17 protein-coding genes are annotated in these 18508 nt (G+C 70.2%); 7 read left to right on the top strand and 10 right to left on the bottom strand.

Going from position 1 to position 18508, the window contains the following annotated elements; genetic code table 11:
• Positions 1-4: 4 nt before the first annotated feature.
• Together OV208_RS24460 and OV208_RS24465 are read right to left on the bottom strand one after the other, a co-directional pair.
• Positions 5-1207, bottom strand: a complete 1203-nt coding sequence (locus OV208_RS24460; protein WP_267576290.1) for a DUF819 domain-containing protein — start codon at positions 1205-1207, stop codon at positions 5-7.
• A complete protein-coding gene (locus tag OV208_RS24465) occupies positions 1204-2232 on the bottom strand; it encodes a dipeptide epimerase (protein ID WP_267576291.1) in 1029 nt (342 codons plus the stop codon). Before OV208_RS24465 ends, OV208_RS24460 begins: the two co-directional genes overlap by 4 nt.
• 98 nt (positions 2233-2330) lie before the next feature.
• On the opposite strand from OV208_RS24465, the gene OV208_RS24470 reads away from it, so the two are divergent.
• From OV208_RS24470 to OV208_RS24495, 6 genes are all read left to right on the top strand, one after another.
• Positions 2331-3722 carry a M20/M25/M40 family metallo-hydrolase gene (locus tag OV208_RS24470; protein WP_267576292.1) on the top strand — a complete coding sequence of 464 codons (1392 nt, stop codon included), beginning with the start codon at positions 2331-2333 and terminating at the stop codon, positions 3720-3722.
• Positions 3723-3798: 76 nt separating this feature from the next.
• Positions 3799-4107, top strand: coding sequence for an ArsR/SmtB family transcription factor (locus tag OV208_RS24475; RefSeq protein WP_267576293.1), 309 nt, complete (start codon positions 3799-3801; stop codon positions 4105-4107).
• Positions 4104-4547 (top strand): hypothetical protein, encoded by a 444-nt coding sequence (locus OV208_RS24480; RefSeq protein ID WP_267576294.1) that lies wholly within the window; start codon positions 4104-4106, stop codon positions 4545-4547. Before OV208_RS24475 ends, OV208_RS24480 begins: the two co-directional genes overlap by 4 nt.
• Positions 4548-4569: 22 nt before the next feature.
• Positions 4570-4992: an SRPBCC domain-containing protein gene (locus OV208_RS24485; protein ID WP_267576295.1), complete on the top strand. Its 423-nt coding sequence runs from the start codon at positions 4570-4572 to the stop codon at positions 4990-4992.
• Between the two features lie 20 nt (positions 4993-5012).
• Entirely contained in the window at positions 5013-5489 is a 477-nt protein-coding gene (locus tag OV208_RS24490) for a DUF6855 family protein (RefSeq protein WP_267576296.1), read from the top strand.
• Between the two features lie 9 nt (positions 5490-5498).
• A complete protein-coding gene (locus OV208_RS24495) occupies positions 5499-6395 on the top strand; it encodes an aspartyl/asparaginyl beta-hydroxylase domain-containing protein (protein WP_267576297.1) in 897 nt (298 codons plus the stop codon).
• A gap of 16 nt (positions 6396-6411) precedes the next feature.
• On the opposite strand, the gene OV208_RS24500 is transcribed toward OV208_RS24495, so the two are convergent.
• The 3 genes from OV208_RS24500 to OV208_RS24510 all read right to left on the bottom strand — a co-directional run bounded on the left by OV208_RS24500 (position 6412) and on the right by OV208_RS24510 (position 8998).
• Positions 6412-7401, bottom strand: coding sequence for a trypsin-like serine peptidase (locus OV208_RS24500; protein WP_267576298.1), 990 nt, complete (start codon positions 7399-7401; stop codon positions 6412-6414).
• 62 nt (positions 7402-7463) lie between these two features.
• A complete protein-coding gene (locus tag OV208_RS24505; RefSeq protein WP_267576299.1) occupies positions 7464-8228 on the bottom strand; it encodes a class I SAM-dependent methyltransferase in 765 nt (254 codons plus the stop codon).
• A gap of 8 nt (positions 8229-8236) precedes the next feature.
• Positions 8237-8998: a hypothetical protein gene (locus tag OV208_RS24510; RefSeq protein ID WP_267576300.1), complete on the bottom strand. Its 762-nt coding sequence runs from the start codon at positions 8996-8998 to the stop codon at positions 8237-8239.
• 342 nt (positions 8999-9340) lie between these two features.
• On the opposite strand from OV208_RS24510, the gene OV208_RS24515 reads away from it, so the two are divergent.
• On the top strand, positions 9341-10372 hold the full coding sequence (locus tag OV208_RS24515) for a linear amide C-N hydrolase (RefSeq protein WP_267576301.1): 1032 nt from the start codon (positions 9341-9343) through the stop codon (positions 10370-10372).
• A gap of 64 nt (positions 10373-10436) precedes the next feature.
• Here OV208_RS24515 and OV208_RS24520 read toward each other — a convergent pair whose 3' ends face one another.
• The 5 genes from OV208_RS24520 to OV208_RS24540 all read right to left on the bottom strand — a co-directional run bounded on the left by OV208_RS24520 (position 10437) and on the right by OV208_RS24540 (position 18437).
• A complete protein-coding gene (locus OV208_RS24520) occupies positions 10437-13313 on the bottom strand; it encodes a HEAT repeat domain-containing protein (RefSeq protein WP_267576302.1) in 2877 nt (958 codons plus the stop codon).
• Complete coding sequence (locus OV208_RS24525) at positions 13306-14520, bottom strand: VWA domain-containing protein (protein WP_267576303.1); 1215 nt, start codon at positions 14518-14520, stop codon at positions 13306-13308. Before OV208_RS24525 ends, OV208_RS24520 begins: the two co-directional genes overlap by 8 nt.
• Positions 14517-16823: a DUF5682 family protein gene (locus tag OV208_RS24530; RefSeq protein WP_267576304.1), complete on the bottom strand. Its 2307-nt coding sequence runs from the start codon at positions 16821-16823 to the stop codon at positions 14517-14519. The genes OV208_RS24525 and OV208_RS24530 overlap by 4 nt, the downstream gene beginning before the upstream one ends.
• A complete protein-coding gene (locus OV208_RS24535; protein ID WP_267576305.1) occupies positions 16823-17908 on the bottom strand; it encodes an ATP-binding protein in 1086 nt (361 codons plus the stop codon). The genes OV208_RS24530 and OV208_RS24535 overlap by 1 nt, the downstream gene beginning before the upstream one ends.
• A 133-nt stretch (positions 17909-18041) precedes the next feature.
• Positions 18042-18437 (bottom strand): VOC family protein, encoded by a 396-nt coding sequence (locus OV208_RS24540; RefSeq protein WP_267576306.1) that lies wholly within the window; start codon positions 18435-18437, stop codon positions 18042-18044.
• Between the last annotated feature and the right edge of the window lie 71 nt (positions 18438-18508).

The following is an 18508-nucleotide window of genomic DNA, read 5'->3' on the forward strand; positions in this document are numbered from 1 at the left end:
TTTTTCAGTGAATCAACCGGTGCACCTGCTCCAGCAGCAGCGCCGTCACCAGTCCACAGTACGTCCCCAGCACATACCCCAGCACCGCGAGCAGCACGCCCACCGGGGCCAGCGCGGGATGGAAGGCCGCCGCCACCACGGACGCGGAGGCCGTGCCTCCCACGTTCGCCTGCGAACCCACCGCCGCGAAGAACACCGGCGCCTTGAGCCACCGCCGCGCGCCCATCGTCACCGCCGCGTGGATGGCCATCCACACCGCGCCCACCGCCACCAGCGCGGGCGCGTCCCACAGCCGGCGGAACTCCGCCTGCGCGCCAATCGTCGCCACCAGCAGATACAGGAACAGCGACCCCATGCGGCTCGCCCCCGCGCCCTCCAGCCTTCGCACCGGAGTGAACGACAGCACCACGCCCACCGTCGTCACCAGCAACACCACCCACGTGAAGCCCGTCACCACGTTGCCCAGGTCCGGCAGCACCTTCGCCAGCGCCGTGCACACCACCGTCACCCCGAACGCCACCGCCAGCATCGACAGCAAGTCCGACAGGGTCGCGGGACGCGCGGACGCGGCTTGCAGCCGGGCCGACTCCTCCCGCACCCGGTCCAACGCCGCCCGGTCCGCGCCGATGCGCGCATCCATCGCCTTCTCGCGCCCGGCGAAGGACAACAGCACCGCCGTCCACACGTTGGACACGCCCACGTCCACCACCACCAGCATGCTCAACGTGCTGTCCAGCGCGCCCACGCTCTGGCCAATGGCCACGAAGTTCGCGCTGCCTCCAATCCAGGAGCCGCTCAGCGCCGCGAGCCCCTTCCACGCCTGGTCCCCCAGCTCCGCCGGCACCAGCCACCCCAGCGCCAGGTACGCGATGGGCCCTCCCACCATGATGCCCAACGTGCCCGCCAGGAATACGCCCACCGCGTTCTTCCCCAGCCGCGCGATGGCCGGCAGGTCCACCGACAGCACCAGCAACACCAGACTTGCTGGCAGCAGGTACACACGCGTGAAGCGGTACAGCTCCGACTGCGTGGGGATGACGCCCGTGTTCGATAGCAGCGTGGGCACGAAGTACGCGAACACCAGCAGCGGCACGACGTTGAAGAACCGCTCCACCGTGGGGTGGCGCTGCAACACATACAACCCCGCCAGCACCGCGAGCAGCACCGCGAGCACCGCCATCGGGTCCTGGATGAGCGGTGGCGTCACGGGGCCGCCCGAGGCTCCACGCCCAGGCCCGGTCCATCCCCCAACTGGATGCGCCCACCCACCACCGGATGCGCCCGGTACGGGTCCTCCGCGAGCAGCAGGTTGCCGTCCAGGTCCACCCAGTCCACCAGCGGCGCCAGGTGCGCGCCCGCCGCGATGCCCAGCCCCGTCTCCACCATGCAGCCCAGCATCACCTTGAGGCCACACGCGCGCGCCGTCTCGATGATGCGCATCGCCTCACGGATGCCACCACTCTTCTGCAGCTTCACGTTGATGCCGTGGAAGCCCGCCGCCAGCGACGGCACGTCCGACGCCTTCGTCAGCGACTCATCCGCCACCAGCGGCAGCGGCGAGCGCGCCTTCAACCACTTCGCGCCCTCCACGTCCGCCGCGGGAAGCGGCTGCTCCACCAACTCCACGCCCTGCGTGGCCAGCCACTGGATGTGCTCCAGCGCCTCGTCCGGCTTCCACGCCTCGTTCGCGTCCACGCGCAGCGTCTGGTTCGTCAACGCGCGCACCGTGCCGAACACCTCCCGCATTCGCTCGGCGCTCAGCTTCACCTTGAGCACCGGGAAGTCCGCCGCCTCGCGCACCTTCACCGCCAGCACCTCCGGCACGTCGATGCCAATGGACATGGACGTCACCGGCTGACGCTTCGGATCCACGCCCAGCATCCGGTACAGCGGCACGCCCATCATCTTGCCCGCCAGATCATGCAGCGCCAGGTCCACCGCCGCCTTCGCCGCGGGGTTGTCCGGCAGCGCCGCGTCCAGCGCCTCCGACACGTCGCGGAAGCAGCGCAGATCCCTCCCCTCCAGCACCGGGGCCAGCGTCCGGAGCGCCGCCTCCACCGACTCCCAGGACTCGCCGTAGCGCACGTTGGGCGCGGCCTCGCCGTACCCCACGTGTCCTTGCGAGCGCACCTCCACGAACACGTTGCGCTTCACCGTGCTCGTCCCCCGGGAGATGGTCCAGGCGTGGCGCAGCGGCAGTTCCACGGTGTGAAAGCTCAGGGGCGACGACATGGGCAGGGCTTCCTCCAGGGCCCCTCCCTTAACATGGCACTCCCGGCAAACGCCGCATCCGTTGCCTTCCGGGAGTGAAGGCGCGAGCCTCCCGCACCATGCGTTTCCTGCTCCTGTCCTTCCTCCTTGCTGCCAGCGCGACCCATGCCGCACCGCCCCGTCCCGCGCCGAAGGATGAGCTGCGGACCCTGCTCGCGGAGCTCATCGCCGCGGACACCTCCAACCCGCCCGGCAACGAGACGGCCGCGGCCCGGGTGGCGGCGCGCTGGTTGAGCGAGGCGGGCATCGACTCGGAGCTCATCGAGCCCTCGCCCGGACGCGGAAATCTCCTGGTGCGCCTGAAGGGCACCGGGAAGGGCAAGCCCATCCTCGTGCTCGCGCACCTGGACACCGTGCCCGCCGTGCGCTCCGAGTGGGCCACCGACCCGTGGAGGCTCACCGAGAAGGACGGCCTGCTCTACGGCCGGGGCGTGCAGGACAACAAGGGCATGGCGGCGGCGAGCATCCTCGCGCTGCGCCGGTTGAAGCAGGACGGCGGCCCGCGCTCGCGCGACATCCTCCTGTACCTGGGCGCGGATGAAGAGGTGGGCTCGGGCCAGGGCCTGGACTGGATGATGGAGCACCGCCCGGAGTTCAAGGAGGCGGAGTTCGCGCTCAACGAGGGCGGCCTCACGGAGCTGTCCCCGGACCGCAAGCAGGTGCGCTTCGTCGCGCTCCAGGCCGCCGAGCGCGTCTCGCGCAACGTGACGCTCAAGGCCACCGGCCCCGGAGGCCACTCCTCCGCGCCCCCCGTGGACGCGGGGCCGCTGGTGCGCGTGGCCGCGGCGGTGGCCCGCGTGGGCGCCCTCACCTTCCCCGCCCACCTGACGCCCGCCGCGAGGCTCCACATCCAGGGCCGCGCGCCCCTTACGCCGGGGGAGCTGGGGGACGCGCTGCGCCGCATCGCCGACGCGCCGGACGCGCCGCCCGAGGACGCGGTGTCCACCGTGGCCAGGCTGGAGCCCGCGCTGGGCGCCGTGCTGCGCACCACCTGCGTGCCCACCGTCTTCCACGCGGGCACGCGCTCCAACGTCATCCCCGCCACCGCCGAGGCCACCATCAACTGCCGCCTGTTGCCAGACGCGGACGCGAAAGCCGTGCGCGAGCGCATCGTCGCCGCCGTGAATGACAAGGACCTCCAAGTCGAGATGGACGTGTCAGCGCCGGACTCGCCCATGTCACCCGTGGGTGACAACGCGATGTTCCGCGCGGTGAAGGCCGCCGCCGCGAAGGTATGGCCCCATGCCCCCGTCATCCCGCGCCAGTCCACCGGCACCACCGAGTCCGCCACGCTGCGCAAAGCCGGCATCGACGCCTACGGCATCGACCTCTTCGCCCTCACCCCGGATGACGCGCGCACCGCGCACGCCCCCAACGAGCGCGTGCCCGTGGCCTCGCTCCAGCCCGGCGCGGAGTTCGTCTACCTCACCCTCCAGCACCTGACGCGCTGAGCCGGGCCCCACGGGGTCCGCGCTGGCGGCGCCCCTTGTCAGGGTGCTCGACGCTGGGTAACTTCTCGGTTACCCGATGCTGCATGCACTCGACGCCCTTGGGAATCCGGTCCGCCGGGAGATCCTCCTTGGCTTGCGCTCACGACCCGCGACGGTCGCGGAGATCGCAAGCCGCTTCCCCGTGAGCCGCCCCGCCATCTCGCGACACCTCGCCGTGTTGCATGAATCCGGACTGGTCTCCGCATCCAGGTCCGGCACCCACACCTATTACTCCGTGCGAATCGAGGGCTTCGTGTCCGTCCGCGCGTTCCTTGACGGGTTCTGGGACACAGCCCTGGGGCGTCTCCAGCAGCTCGCGCTCACCGACGGCGAGGACGAATCGTGATCGAAAAGTCGATCCTCCTGTCCTGCACGGACGCACGCGCGTTCACGCTCTTCACCAGCAGGATTTCAGCATGGTGGCCCCCAGAGCGGCGTCACACGAACGACCCGGCCAGTGAGCTCTTCCTGCTGGCCACGGGGCGCTTCTACGAGCGCGCACGCGACGGTCGCGAGGTGGAGCTGGGACGGGTCCTCGAATGGGCCCCTCCAACGCACCTCCTCCTCGACTTCTACCCCGGGACCGACGCGGAGCACCCCACCCGCGTGGAGGTGCGCTTCATCGCCTCCTCCAGTCTGCCCCCAACCACCCTCGTGAAAGTCATTCACCGCGCGGGCCCCGACAGCGAGCACCTCTTCGGCGCTCGCGCCCCCCGCTACGCCGCCTCCTGGGACCTGGTGCTCCCCGCACTGGAACGGCATGCCCGTGAACTTGAGGATTGGTAACCCTCATGTTACCAATCCATCCATGACTGAGTTCCGCACCTCCATTGCGATTCGCAGCACCCCGGCGAGGATCTGGTCGCTGCTCACCGACGCGGGCGCGTACCCTGGCTGGAACACCACGGTCGAGAAGGTCGTGGGCACCATCGCGCTCGGGCAGAAGGTGACGGTGCATACCCGGCTCGCCCCCCAGCAGGCGTTCCCGGTGCGCGTGGCGGAGTTCATTCCCGACAAGCGCATGGTCTGGCGGGGGGGCATGCCCCTCGGTTTCCTCTTCAAGGGGGAGCGCACCTTCGACGTCTCGCCTCAGGACGACGGCACGGTGGAGTTCACCATGCGCGAGGCCTTCACCGGCCTGCTGGCGCCTCTCATCACGAAGTCCATCCCGGACCTCCAGCCCGCCTTCGACGAGTTCGCCGCGTGCCTGAAGAAGCGCGCGGAGTCCTGAGCCCCGCGAGAAACGCCCACATGCCCACCGCCAGAAAGTCGACCCCGAAGACTCCCCCCACGCCCATGGACGGGACGGCGCGGGGCGCCCTTTCGTCGGGCGCGGGCACTCGCGAGCAGCCCTGGACCCTGACGACTCCGCCGGGCACCAGCGAGTTCATCGCCTTCCGTGACGAAACGCTCCAGCCTCCCGCCCTGGTGATCCAGGTGGGCAAGACCGAACTGCGCTACCACCTGCGCTGCATCACCGACCTGCACGCGATGCTCAAGGCGCAGGGCGACTGGCTGCCGCTGGGAAGCGCGGACGAGCAGAAACCCGCCGCCGTGGGAACCGTCGAGGCCTGGGGGCGCGCGGACACCAACCCCGTCGGTGGTTGGTATGGCCTCAAGAAGGGCCTCCGCGGCCGGTTTGGAATGTACGTCCCGCCCGTCCTCGAAGCCCTGGGGCTGGCCGAGGTTGAACACCTGCCGCGAAACAACCGCATGCGCGCGAGATAAGGAGAGGCCATGTCCGACGCATCGCCCCAGGAAATCACCGCGCAGGTGCGCCAGAAGATCGTCGAACTGGCCCTGCAGGGCGGCTACTTCGACACCGTCCAGCGCGCGGGCCCGGAGCTGGACCGCCTGAAGGAATACTTCCGGATGCTGGCCGGCCAGGTGCCCCTGCCGCCCGCGATACCCGGACAGTCCCCCACCATCTTCCCCCCGCTCCCCGGCCTGGACGAGCGCCCCTGGCGCGACCCGCCCCCGCCCGTGGCCAAGGCGCTGGAAGGCTGCCTCGCGGCGGTGCAGCGCGACCTTGCCCGGCTGGAGAACGCGGATCTGCTGCACTACGACTCCGGCATCGTCGGCACCGGCCGCTGGTCGGTGCACCCCGTGTACTTCGCGGGCGAGCGCCTGGACCGCCTCCTCTGGCCGAAGCTCGCCATGGAGGAGACAGCGGCGGCGGTGCACTCCCTGGACGGCGAGTGCACCGCGTTCCCCCTGGCGGACGTGCTCTTCTCCTCGCACGCTCCCGGCACCACGTTGACGCCGCATTGCAGTTGGGACGGCTTCCGGATGCGGCTGCACCTGGGACTCAAGATTCCGGAGGGCTGCGGCATCCGCGTGGGCACCGAATCACGGCACTGGGAGCAGGGCCGCGTGCTCGCCTTCCACGACTCGTTCGAACACGAGACGTGGAACCGGGGCCAGGAGCGCCGCGTGGTGCTCATCGTGGACTGCTGGCACCCGAGCCTCACCCTGCCCGAGCGCGAGGCCCTGCTGGGACTGACGCGCAAGTTCGAGGTCCGCGCACTGCTGGCCCAGCTGCGCGTCCCCGAAGCCATGGCGGAGCCCCTGATGCTCCGCTTCGCGCAGGAAAAGCGGACGGACGCCCAGGTGCGCCGCTACTGGCGCACCTGACGCCCCCCGCCGTGCGTCACATGTCCTTGACGAGGTCGAACAGGCTGCCAGCCGTGTCGTAGCTGAAGTACGGGCCCTGCCACTTGTAGACGTGGCTGGGGTCCGGGTTCCAGAACTGCCAGCTGTTCACCGAGTACAGGTACGCCCAGAACTGCTGGCCATAGCTCTCCAGCCAGGGACCGCCACTGGCGCCACCCGTCATGGAGCAGCTGATGGTGGGGAAGCCGCCCTCGTTCCACGTCGCGCCCGAGCAGTAGTACAGCTGCGACCCGTTGTAGGGCGCGTAGGCGGGATAGCCGAACTGGTAGATGGTCTGGCCATAGCCGATGCCCCACTTGATGCCCTGGCCACCCACCGCGTCCACGATGCGCACGCCGTTGAGCGGGTTCATCACCGCCGCCGCCACGTCATAGGCGCGGTCCGCGCTGTTGATCCATCCGTTCTTCGCCCACAACTGGTACGCCGTCCACGTGCCGTACGGAGACCCCGCGTGGTACGCGGGCACGAACACCCAGTTGGTGTGCCAGCCGCGCCCCGCACCACCGCCGTGCACGCAGTGGCCCGCGGTGAAGACCACCCGCTTGCCATTGCTGTTCACCGTGCTGGCCGAACAGGAATAGTTCCCGCCCTGGTCGCCCGTGTAGAACACCCGGCCGCTCATCGAATGGATGTCGGCCGCCATCATGGGCACGCCCCCGCGCGGCTCCGCGCCATCCACGCGCCCCACCTGCTTGTCCTCCGGCACCTGCCGCAGGCTGATGGGCGCCTTGCCGGACGTCGTCGGCACATCCGCGGGCACCGCCGCCGCCATGCGCTCCGGCGTCCAGTACGCCAGCACCCTCGCGATGTCCGCCTGGGCCGCGAACGTCAGCGACCCACCGTTGTCCGTGGGGTCCGCCGAGCCGCCCGCGCCGGGCGACTCCGCCTGGGCCGTCACGCCTCCCATCAACACGGCGAACACGGCGGAGGCGAGGAGACCCCGACACTTCAACAGACGCTGCATCATGGTGTCAGCCTTTCGGATGTGACTCCGGGTGAAGGCAGGCACCCTAGAAACACCGTCTGACATCACTCCTCTTTTCCGCTTGGGATTGAAATTTCCGGGCGGTACTCCTGGATCCAGACCTTCTCAGGCCCCCAGGTGAAGAGCATCCAGCGGTAGGTGTGTCCGATGAAACCATCCGCCTGGATGGGACGCGTCACGGTGATGATGCGCGTCCCGGGCTGGCACGTGCGCAGATGCGCCACCAACCGCGCCTTCGTCTCCGGAGTGAAGGCCACCCAGTTGGTGAAGATGTGGGTGGCGTCCGTCAGCGGCTCGCGGGTCATGTCCCCCACGGTGAGGGTGATGCCCGCGGGCTCGAGCCAGGGCGCGACGCGCTTCACGTGGTCCGCGATGAGCTCCACGCCATGCGATTGGGCCTTCAGCCACCGCGCGGCGATGAGCACCCGGCCACGCCCCGCGCCCAGGTCCACCACCCGGCTGTGGGAGCCCACGCCCGCGCGCCGCAGGAAGAGCAGCGCCGTCAGGAGCGGCGTCTCTCCGTAGATGAGCTCGCGGAAGGACTGGCCGGTGGACTGGAGCGCCCGGACCATCTCGAAGGTGCGCCGCGCGCTGTAGGGGGTGAGCAGCAGGCGCTGCCACCAGAGCCCCAGGTACGGCCGCAACAGGCTGGGACGCCATAGAAGGAGCAGCAGGTCGGTGGAGCGCACGATGACCGCGATGACCAGCCCCTGGAGCTGGATCGCGATCCACTGGAAGAACGGCAGCTCGAAGTCCTCCAGCGAGTCGTCGCGTCGAGGGCCGGGCGCTGGGGGCGTGGGGTCCGTCATCCTCGTCGCTACGTGTCCAGTCCGCTCACGCGAACATTGGGCGGAAGGGCGAAGCGGGCGACCTCGGCGTCCTTCTCCTTTTCGATGGGGATGCTCTCGTCCTTGTAGCGCTGGAGGATGACCACCGCCTGGCCCTTGCGCACCATCTTCACGTCCGAACCGCCGCCGCCGTACCAGACACTGAATGCCTGCGGCGCGTCCTGGGGCACATCGCTGTTGGCGAACCGATCCTTGAGGAGGCGGACCTCCTCGCTCCCGTCCGCGTGCTTCAGCACGGCGGTCGCATTGAAGGTCGGGGCCGTCCCATCGTCCTCGTGGGGGTTGGCGGTGAAGCGGAAGAAGGCCTGCCAGACCTCCGCGCACTTCTTCTGTCGGGCGGCGTCCCCGCTGGCATACGCCCCCGACTGCCGCACGGAGGAGGTGACGCCCAGGGCCTGGAGCTTGCGGCCGTAGTCCTCCGCCTCCGCCTTCGACACGAAGCTGTTGGCGACGAAAATCTGGAGACAGGGCTTGAGGCCCGCGAAGTCCGTGGAGGACAGGCGGGCGAAGTCCGTCTCCAGGTCCGCCTGCTTGGAGATCTTCGCCTGGAGCTCATCCTGGGGGCCCAGCTTCGGCTCCGCGGCGAGGATGACGAGGTAGCGCTTCGCGAAGCGTTTCTCCGACGGAGGAGGCGGCGGCCCGGCCCACGCGGTCGCCGTGAAGATGCTCCCCGCCACCAACACCGCCGCACAGGTGCGCCTCCAACCCGTGGATGACCTCGACGCCTTCATGAACACCCCACTTCGCCCCCTGGGCGAGGCACGCACTCGATGGGACCGCACCCCCCGAATTCACCCGAGCCGGCCTGAGCCCGCAAGCCTCTCGTCAGAAAGCAGACGGGCGAGCGAGCCGAAAGGCCCCACGCGCCGCTTCCGCGTCGGAGCAGGACGCGGCGGCCTTCCACGGGGACGCAGCCGGGAACGCCGCGCGGGGCGCCTTTCGCCAATGCCCTGGAATTCATCGGGAATCGGTGCTCCCAGGGTGATGGTGCGCGGCATGCAGAAGGGTCCGGACACCGTGGAATACTCCCAGCCTCCAGGGAGCAACGGCCCTCCACGGATTGAGGAACGCCCATGTGCACTGACTTCCTGATCACCGGCACCGACTCGCGCATCTCCACGAACTTCGCGGTCAACGGCCGCAGCATGGAGTTCGGCGTCGACCTCAAATCCCAACTCATGGTCCACGCCAAGGGCGAGTCCTTCCAGTCGAAGGGCCCGGGCCTCAAGCCCGGCCTGAAGTGGACGTCGACGTATGGGTTTGTCGGCCTCACCGCCCTCACCGACGCCATCATCGTGGATGGCATGAACACGGCGGGCCTCTCCGTGGGCGCCCTCTGGCTGCCGGGCTCCCTCTATCCGTCCGTCACCCAGCCGTCGCAGGCCCTGGCGCTGGTGGACTTCGTGAACTGGGCGCTCGGCACCTGCGCGACCGTCGCGGACGTGAAGACCGCCCTGACCAGCGGGAACGTCCAGGTCTGGGAAGGCGACCTGCTCGCGAAGTTGCTGCCCCTGCACTTCCCCGTTCACGACGCCGCGGGCAACAGCGTCGTCGTGGAGTTCACCAACGGGCAGCTCAACGTCTACGAGAACCCCGTCGGCGTCTGCACCAACAACCCTCCCTTCCCCCAGCAGTTGGAGAACCTGGGCAACTACGCGAACCTGTCCCCCTGGGACGCGAAGCCCACGGAGTTGGGCCTCCAGTCGTTCTCCCCCGCTGGCCACGGCAGCGGCATGCGCGGCCTGCCGGGTGACTCGACGCCTCCCGCGCGGTTCGTGCGCGCGACCTACCTCAAGCAGTACGCGCAGCCCATCTCGACCTCCGCGGATGCCAACACCCTGGCCTTCCACCTCCTCAACACCGTGGACATCCCGCTGGGCACCAGCCGCTCCACGGACAAGCAGGGCAAGGAAGCCGTCGACTACACGCAGTGGGTCGTCGTGAAGGACCTCACCGCCTTGAGCTTCTCCGCGCGCTTCTACGGCAACCCCTGCGTGTACTCGGTCAACCTGAACACGCTCGACTTCAGCACGGCCGCCGGCAAGCCGTTCCCCGTCCCGACGACGCCCACCAGCATCGACCTCACCGCCAGCATGTCGAGCTGATCCGCGCACCGACAGGACACCCGAAGGCCCACCGCCGCGAGCAAGGCGGCGGCGGGCCCCGGCTTCATCCCAGGACCTTCTTCGCCAGCCGGGCCAGGGCCTTGTCCCCGGACACAGCGGGAAGCTCCAGGAGTCGAGCGGCGACCTGCTTTCCTGCCGCCGCGTTCTGCGCCGCCAGCTTCAGGTACACGGCCGCCCGGTCAACGAGGTCCGGGTGTTCGAGCGACGCCTCCACGCGCGCGAGCAGCTCCTTCACCAGGGCGACCGTGGGGAAGGTCTCGAAGAGGCCGCGCAGGGCCTGCCGCTCCAGCACCTCCGGGCGCGCTTCCGCCAGGTTCAGCGCGGGCTGAAGGAGCGCCAGTCCCAACGTGCGCATGGACTCCGCGACGACGCCGGGCTTCCACCCGTCCGCGAACGCCGCGAGCAGGGCCTCCGCGCCCCGCACATCCCCCAGCATGCCCAGGGCGTATACAGCGGTCTTCGCCTCGTCGTCGTTCCCGCTGCGCGCCTGCACCATGTTGACGAACCGGTCGATGACCTCCGAGTCGCCCATCCGCGCCAGCGCCTGCGCCGCGTCCCGCCGCACCTCGCGCGAGGGGTCCCCGTACAGCACCTGGCGCAGCACGGGCATCGCCACCGCGCCGTGGTCCGCCAGCGTGTTCACCGCCGCCGCGCGCGCCTCCTTCGTCGACTCGGACAGCGCCGCCTGCGCGAACGGCTGCACCTTCTCGCGGCGGACGCGCATCAACTCCGCCACCGCCGCCTCACCCGACTCCCGGGAGCGGACATCCTCCAGGGTCTCCTTCGCGAAGAGGCGCAGGCCCGCGTCGTGGCCGCCACGGGTCATCGCATCCAGCTCGCGCCTCGCCTGCGGTCCCCCCATCGCGCCCAGGGTGCGCAGGGCCGTGCGGCGCACCATGCGGCTGTGGTGTTCGGCCAGCGCGCCCTTCACGGACTCCAGCGCCGCCTCGCCTCGCGTCGCCACCACGCGCGCCACGAAGGCGCTCGCCGCCCCGTCGCTCCACGTCGGGTAGTAGTCCCGCATCAGCGCGTCCACGCCCAGGCTGGCGTAGTAGCGCGCCGCGTGCGCCGCCGCTTCGTAGCGCGTCAGCTCCCCGCGCGCGCGGCGCACCATGGCCTCACCCGGCGACAGCGCGACCTCCGGCCGCTGCACGTGGATGCTCGGGTGCGTGGGCACGGACTCCAGCGCGGAGACCTCCACCTGCACCGCGCCGGACAGCCGCACCAGCGCGATGCCCAACACCTGGTAGACCTTGATGAAGTCGTCCAGCCGCTCGCCCGGGTCCGGCCGCTGCGCCAGGGCCTCCAGCAGCGCCCCCGGCTTCTCCAGGCCCAGCTCCCGCAGCCGCGCCACCAGCGGCTCCACCGTCCGCGTCCCCACCGCCGCGAGCCCGCTGGCGAAGGCGTCCGCCAGCTCATCCCGCACCTCCGCCAGCGCGATCGCCGCGCGGGAAGCCCCCGCCGCCCGGGCCGCCTCCGCCCAACCACTGCGAGGCAGGGCGCTCGGCGTCACGGGGGGCCGCACCCGGCCCCGCCGCCGGGACAGCACGGGTGCATCCTCCGCCCGTCCCAGCGCGCGCAGCCCCAGGCCTTCCGGCGTCTCCACCAGCACCGCCGACGGGAACAGCGTGGGCAGCGCCGCTTCCAGGCCCACGTCGCCCAAGACCGCCAGCAGCTTCGAGCCCTCCAACGCCGCGGACAGCGGCTCCTCCAGCGAAGCATCCGCGGGCAGGAAGAGCGCCCGGCCTGCGGCGTCCACGAACTGCGAGCGGGACCCGCTGGCCAGCAGCGTCTCCACCCGCACCGCCACCGGCAGCAGGTCCGGCGCGAACACGTCCTTGCGGTGCTCCTGGAAGGCGGCCATCGCCGCGCTCACGTCCGGCAGCGCCACCTCCAGCAACCTCTCCAAGGGCTTGCGGTCCACCGGCGAACCGCCCGTCCATTCCTCCAGGTCCAGCCGGTGCGGCGCGAAGCCCGGGTACTGCCCGCCCGTCGCGCCCTGGAGCACGTAGCCCGCGTGGCTCTTCTTGGGCACCACCGTCTTGAGCATCGCGGGGAGGATCTGCTTCTCGCTGTAGTGCCCGCCCGACACCAGGTCCACGAAGCGACTCTCGCGGATGAGGAACCGGTCCGGCGTGACGCGCGAGGAGAACGCGTACTCCACCAGCGTCAGCCCCGTCACGGGCGCGCGGTCCTTCTTCGTCCACGTCTTGCCAATCAGCTCCTCGACGTGGCGGGACTCCAACGCGTCGCCACCCAGGTGCTTCTCCACCTTGCGCGCCGTGAGCAGCATGTCCGCCACCAGGTCCGTGAACGCCGGTGCCTCGAACGTCCCCGTGCGCGCCACCGCCGCGTCCAGCAGGCCCGCCAGCTCCACCGCGCGCGCCGACAGCCGCCGCAGGCCGTTGGCCCGGAGCGCCTCGCCCAGCGCGCGCACCTGCTCGGGCCGCTCGGCCCCCAGCGACGCCACGCCCGACAGGCCCAGCTCCCGCACCAGCGTGGACACCTGCGCCACGCCCGCCTTCATCAGCTCGCCGGTCTCCGCCTTGCCCTTCTTCACGCTCTTCTTCGTGCCGGTGCCGCCCGACGCCACCGGTGCCGACTCCGCCGTCACGAAGGCGTCCGGCGCGCGGGCCCACGCCACCAGCAGGGCCGCCGCGTGCTTGCAGAACGGACGCGAGCGCGCCGCCATGCACGAGCAGCGCCCCTTCACGTCCGAGCGCGCCTCGCCGAACACCAGCGAGACCTTGTAGGGCGTCGCCCCGGAGCCCGCCGCGTCCGCGAACAGCCGGTTCTGGTAGCGCGACAGGTTGGCCAACTGCTTGCCGTCGAACAGCGACGCACCCTTGGCCAGCTCCGCCTTGTCGCTGATGATCTCCAGCAGCGCTCCCATTCCAATCACGGGCCGCACGTCAGCCATGACGGTTCTCCTTGTTCGTGGACGCGATGAGCGGCGTCAGGTCCTGGTTGCGCATCACCCGCTCCACCACGTCCACCAGCTTCTTGGGCGTGCACCCGAAGCACGGAATCCCCAGCGCGGTGAGCTGCTCCGCCATCGCGTGGTCATACGAAGGCCGGCCGCTGTCCGACAGCGCCAGCAGGCACAGCACCCGGGCGCGCGAGTCCACCAACTGCCGCAGCCGTGCCACCAGCTCCTCGGCGTTGCCGCCCTCGTACAGGTCGGTGATGAGGATGAAGAGCGTCTTCTCCGGCCGGCGCACGTAGTGCTCCTGCGCGTAGGCCACCGCCCGGTTGATGTCCGTGCCGCCGCCCAGTTGCGCGGAGAAGAGCACCTCCACGGGGTCCGCCAGCACCGGCGTCATGTCCGCGATCTCCGTGTCGAACAGGACGAGGCTGGTCCGCAGCACGTCCAGCGACGCGAAGATGGCCGCCATCACGGAGCTGTACACCACGCTCTCCGCCATGGAGCCGGACTGGTCCACCACCAGCGTCACGTCCCACTCGTGGTGCCGGCGCTGGTTGGGCCAGAAGTAGAAGCGCTCCGGGATGAGCCGCTTCTTCTCAGCGTCCCAGCCCTTCAGGTTGGAGCGGATGGTCCGCCGCCAGTCGATGTTGCGCGCGATGGGGATGGGGCTCGTCCGGTCCCGCCGCAGCGCACCCAGCACCGCCGTGCGCAGGGGGGACTCCAGCTTCTTCTTCAGGTCCTCCACCACCTCGCGGATGATGCCGCGCGCCAGGTCCTTCGCCTGGTCGGGGATGAGGCCGCGCGCGCTGACGAGCGTCGTCACCAGTTCCACGTTCTTGTCGAGGAACGGCAGCGTCTCCGGCTCGAAGAGCAGTTGCGTGAGGCCCTTGCGCTCGATGGCGTCCTTCTGCACCAGCGCGATGACGTCGTCCTTGAAGAAGTCGCGCAGCGAGCCCAGCCACTTGGGCAGGTAGGGCTTGGAGCCGCCCCGGCCCGCGGACCGTTCGCCGTAGACGAAGGAGAGCGTGTCATCCAGCTCCTCCAGGTCCCCGTCCGCCAGGCCCAGCGCGGTCGCGCCGCCGCCCAGCCCGCCCAGCGACGGACACGACCCCGTCTTCTCCGCCTCCGGGCCCAGCGCCAGCCGCCAGCGCAAGAGCGCGTCGCGGTCCTTCGGTTCCAGGTCCTTGGGGTCCACGCTCATAGCAGGTCGTCCAGATCATCGAGCGCCTTGCCCAGCTCCGCGCTCATGTCCTTCAACGTCTCCTTGTCCTTCTCTTCCAGCACGGCCTTCACCGCGCGGCCCTTGTCCTTCAACTGCCGCGCGCCCATCACGTTCTCCATCAGGTAGCGCCGCTCCGTGGCCCCCAGCGTGCCCAGCGCACGCCGCAGCACCGGCAGCGTCTGCACGAAGCGCTCCGGCTCCACGCCGCAGAGGAAGTCGTCCAGCGCCTTCACCACCTCGCGGCTCTTCACCAGCACCAGCGCGTTCACCTGGAGGAAGCCCTCCAGGTATGCCGCCGCGTCCGCCGGCTCCACCGCCAGCGACAACCGGCGCCCCACCTCCAGCGCCACGTCGGACTCGGGCAGCTCCCGCGCCAGGTACAGGAGGCCCGTCGCGAGCCCTGACGTCGCCGGATGCACCGCGTGGCTCGCCATCAGCCCCCGCGCCTCCACGTACCAGCCCGCCTTGTCCGCGCGCGGCTGGGACAGCGCCACCTCGTGCAGCGTGCGCAGCGCCTCCAGCACCCTGGGCACCGCTTCGGCGTCGCACACGCTGGCCTCGCGCACGCGCAGCAGCGCCCGGCCGAAGGTCTTCTCACCCAGCGACGCCACGGCCTCGTCGCCCACCTCCGAGTGCGCCCGCGAGGTGCCGTAGGCCATCAGCCCCGACAGCGCCCGCGCCGCCGACGCCAGCGAGGGCAGGTCCGCGTCCGTGGCCGCGTGCGCGTCACAGGCCCGGAGCGCGGAGGCCACCGTCTGGGGACAGCCGGTGATGACGGACTCCAGCAGCACGTCCGCCGCCTCGGCCGTCGTCTTCGCCAGGTTCAACCGCTCCTGGAGCACGCGCGTCGTCACGCCCTCCAGCGAGTCGCCCAGGACGATCTTCTCCACAAGCGCCACGTCCGTGGACGGCGTCCACTGCGCCTGCCAGGACTCGCGCACCCGCGTCAGCGCCGCGTAGCCCCCGGCCTCGGTCGCCGCCTGCGAACGCGAGCCCGTGCCCGACAGCGTCGCGTAGGGAATCCCCGCCACGCGCAGCCGGTGGAGGAACACGGAGGAGCCCACCTCCACCTCGTTGTTGAGGCGCAGCGCGAAGCTCTCCGGGCTGTCCGTGCGCGGCAGCCGACGCTCGCCCACCTCATGCCAGAACTCCGCCTGCAACGAGTTCTGTCCGATGCGGCTCGCCACCTGCCCCACCTGATGGCCGATGACGCTCTTCCACAGGAAGCCGTCCACGTGCGTCGCGTCGCCCCGGCACAGCGTGGCCACCGTCGCCTCGCGCAGCTCATCCAGACCGGGCGCGCTCTTCTCCCGCAGGTCCGACAGCATCACCGCCAGCCGGTACGCCTCCAGCACGTCCGAAAGCGACGCGGTGAAGCCGCGCATCCGCAGGTGGCTGGCGAAGTCCAGCAGCACCTCCAGCGTGGCGCGCCGGAAGTCACAGTGGGCGTCGTGGGCCTTCTGGTAGAAGTGCGGCGCCCGGTTGCCAGCGCCGTAGCCCAACTGCTCCGCGAGCCGGGGGAAGCTGAACGGAATCACCGTCACCGCGCAGGGCACACCCGCCGGCAGCTTCGCCTCCAGCGCGGGATCCACGTCGTTGGCCACGAAGGCCGCGATGTGCGCCGCGCCCGCCACCACCGCCACCTTCTCCGGGGCCACGCCGCCCGCCACCACCTCCAGCACCTTGCGCGCCATGAAGGCGTCGCGCTGGCGGTGGTAGCCCTGCCGGGGACCCGCGTTGATGACGTCCGCCCAGGCCAGCAGCACCGGCCGGAACTGCTCCGGGCTCCAGTCCGGCGCCTCGAAGGCCGCCTCCCAGAACTCCTCGAACGAGCGGTAGCCCTGGGAGCGCGCGAAGGCGTCCGTCAGGGGCACCGTGTCGTCGGGAGCCGCCGCGCCCCTCTCCGTCACCTCCGCTTCCAATCCCAGCCCGGGCGCGTCGCGGTCCACCGCGAGGCTGACGCCCACCGGGATGTCGATGAACTCCACGCGCGCGCCATTCGCCCGGGCCCACTTGAGCGCCTGGTACTCCGGCGAATAGGCGGCGAAGGGCCACAGCGAGGACGAAGGCGTCCCGTCCGTGCGGTAGCCCAGGATGGCCACGGGCGGCCGGGTCTGCGCGTCGCACAGCACGTCCACCATGCCCGTGGCGTCGCAGGGCCCTTCCACGAGGACGACCTCGGGCTTCACCCGCTCCAGCCAACGCTGGAGCACGGCGGTGGTGCGCGGCGAGTGGTGACGCACCGGGAAGTGCTGCACCCGGGAGAGCAGGGCGAAGTCCATCAGCCCCTCAGGAGCTTCTTGCTCGCGGTGTACAGGTCCTTCCACGGACCCGGCCGGCCCTTGGCCACCGTCTCCATGTATTCGCGCAGCGCCTTCACGTCGTCTTCCTGCTCCTTCACCACCGCGCCCACCAGCGAGGCCGCCAGCTCCTGGGCCGTCACCGTGCCGGAGCCGAACTGCTGCGCGAGGATGGCGCTGTTGAACAGCACGCTGATGGCCTCCGCCGTGGACAGCACCGCCCCCGGGGTGCGCACCTTCGTCTTGCCGTCCTTCGTCACGCCCTTGCGCAGCTCCTGGAAGAGCGTCAGCAGCACCCGCGACAGCTCCTCCGGCGGGGGCACGCCCACCTGATAGTCCGTGCGCAGCTCCGCTTCGCGCTTGGTGACGATTTGAATCTCCTGCTCCAGGTCCTCCACCACCGGCACCGTGACGAAGTTGAAGCGGCGCTTGAGCGCGGCGCTCATCTCGTTGACACCACGGTCGCGCGTGTTCGCCGTGGCGATGAGGTTGAAGCCCCGCTGCGCGCTGGTGATCTCCCCCAGCTCCGGCACCGACACCTGCTTCTCCGACAGGATGGAGATGAGCGAGTCCTGAATCTCCGGCGACGTGCGCGTCACCTCCTCGAAGCGGGCGAACTTGCCCGTGCGCATCGCCCGCAGGATGGGCGACGGCACCAGCGCTTCCGGTGACGGCCCCTGCGCGAGCAGCAGCGCGTAGTTCCACGAATACTTGATGTGGTCCTCGCTGGTCCCCGCCGTGCCCTGCACGACGAGTCCGGACGTGCCGCTGACGGCCGCGGAGAGGTGTTCGGACAGCCAGCTCTTCGCGGTGCCCGGCTCACCCACCAGCATCAGCGCCCGGTCCGACGCCAGCGTCGCGATGCACACCTGCACGATGCCCCGGTCACCCACGTACTTGGGCGTGATGGTCACGCCTCCCACGGGCTTGGGACTTCCCAGGATGTACATCTCCACCGCGCGGGGCGACAGCGCCCAACCCGGTGGGCGGGGCTTGTCGTCATGCGCCGCGAGGGCGTCCAACTCGTTCTTGTACTTCGCTTCGGCAGGCAGGCGGATGTCCGGCATGGACTGCACGCTATCCACTCAGTCTGACATCCGGCAAACGTCCTGGCTGCCTTTATGCGTCCTCTCAAGCGCTGGGGAAACCCCTACCGGGCGGCTCGGGCGCCCGGCAGGAGTTGGCCACGGTCCTGACGACTCAGGCGGCGCCGGGTGCGTGCATCCACTGCACCAACTGGATGATGACGCCATTCGCATCCGCGACCTGGAAGTAGCGCTCGCCCCAGGGCTCCGTCTCGATGGGCGTCACCACCTTCACGCCCTCTGCCTGGATGCGCGCGTATTCCGCGTCGATGTCGTCCACCACGAAGGCGACGATGAGCCCCTCCGCCCGGCGCGTCTTCAGCGCCTCGGGCTTGAGCGACTTCAGGCCGGTGCGCAGGTAGCAGACGTTGAAGCCAACGTCCGGCCGCGCGAGCGACACGAAGCCGTCCGCGGACATCGCCTCCGTGAAGCCGAAGTGTTGCTTCAGGAAGGTGGCGGAAGCCTCCACGTCATCGACGTTCAGGGACACGGCGGAAGCAGTGACTCGCATGGTCATCCTCCAGCAGGGTTTGACGGACCTCCAAATCTACGTACGACGTACGCAGTTGCACGTCAAGGGCG

The sequence above is a fragment of the Corallococcus sp. bb12-1 genome (assembly GCF_026626765.1).
GTDB lineage: Bacteria > Myxococcota > Myxococcia > Myxococcales > Myxococcaceae > Corallococcus > Corallococcus terminator.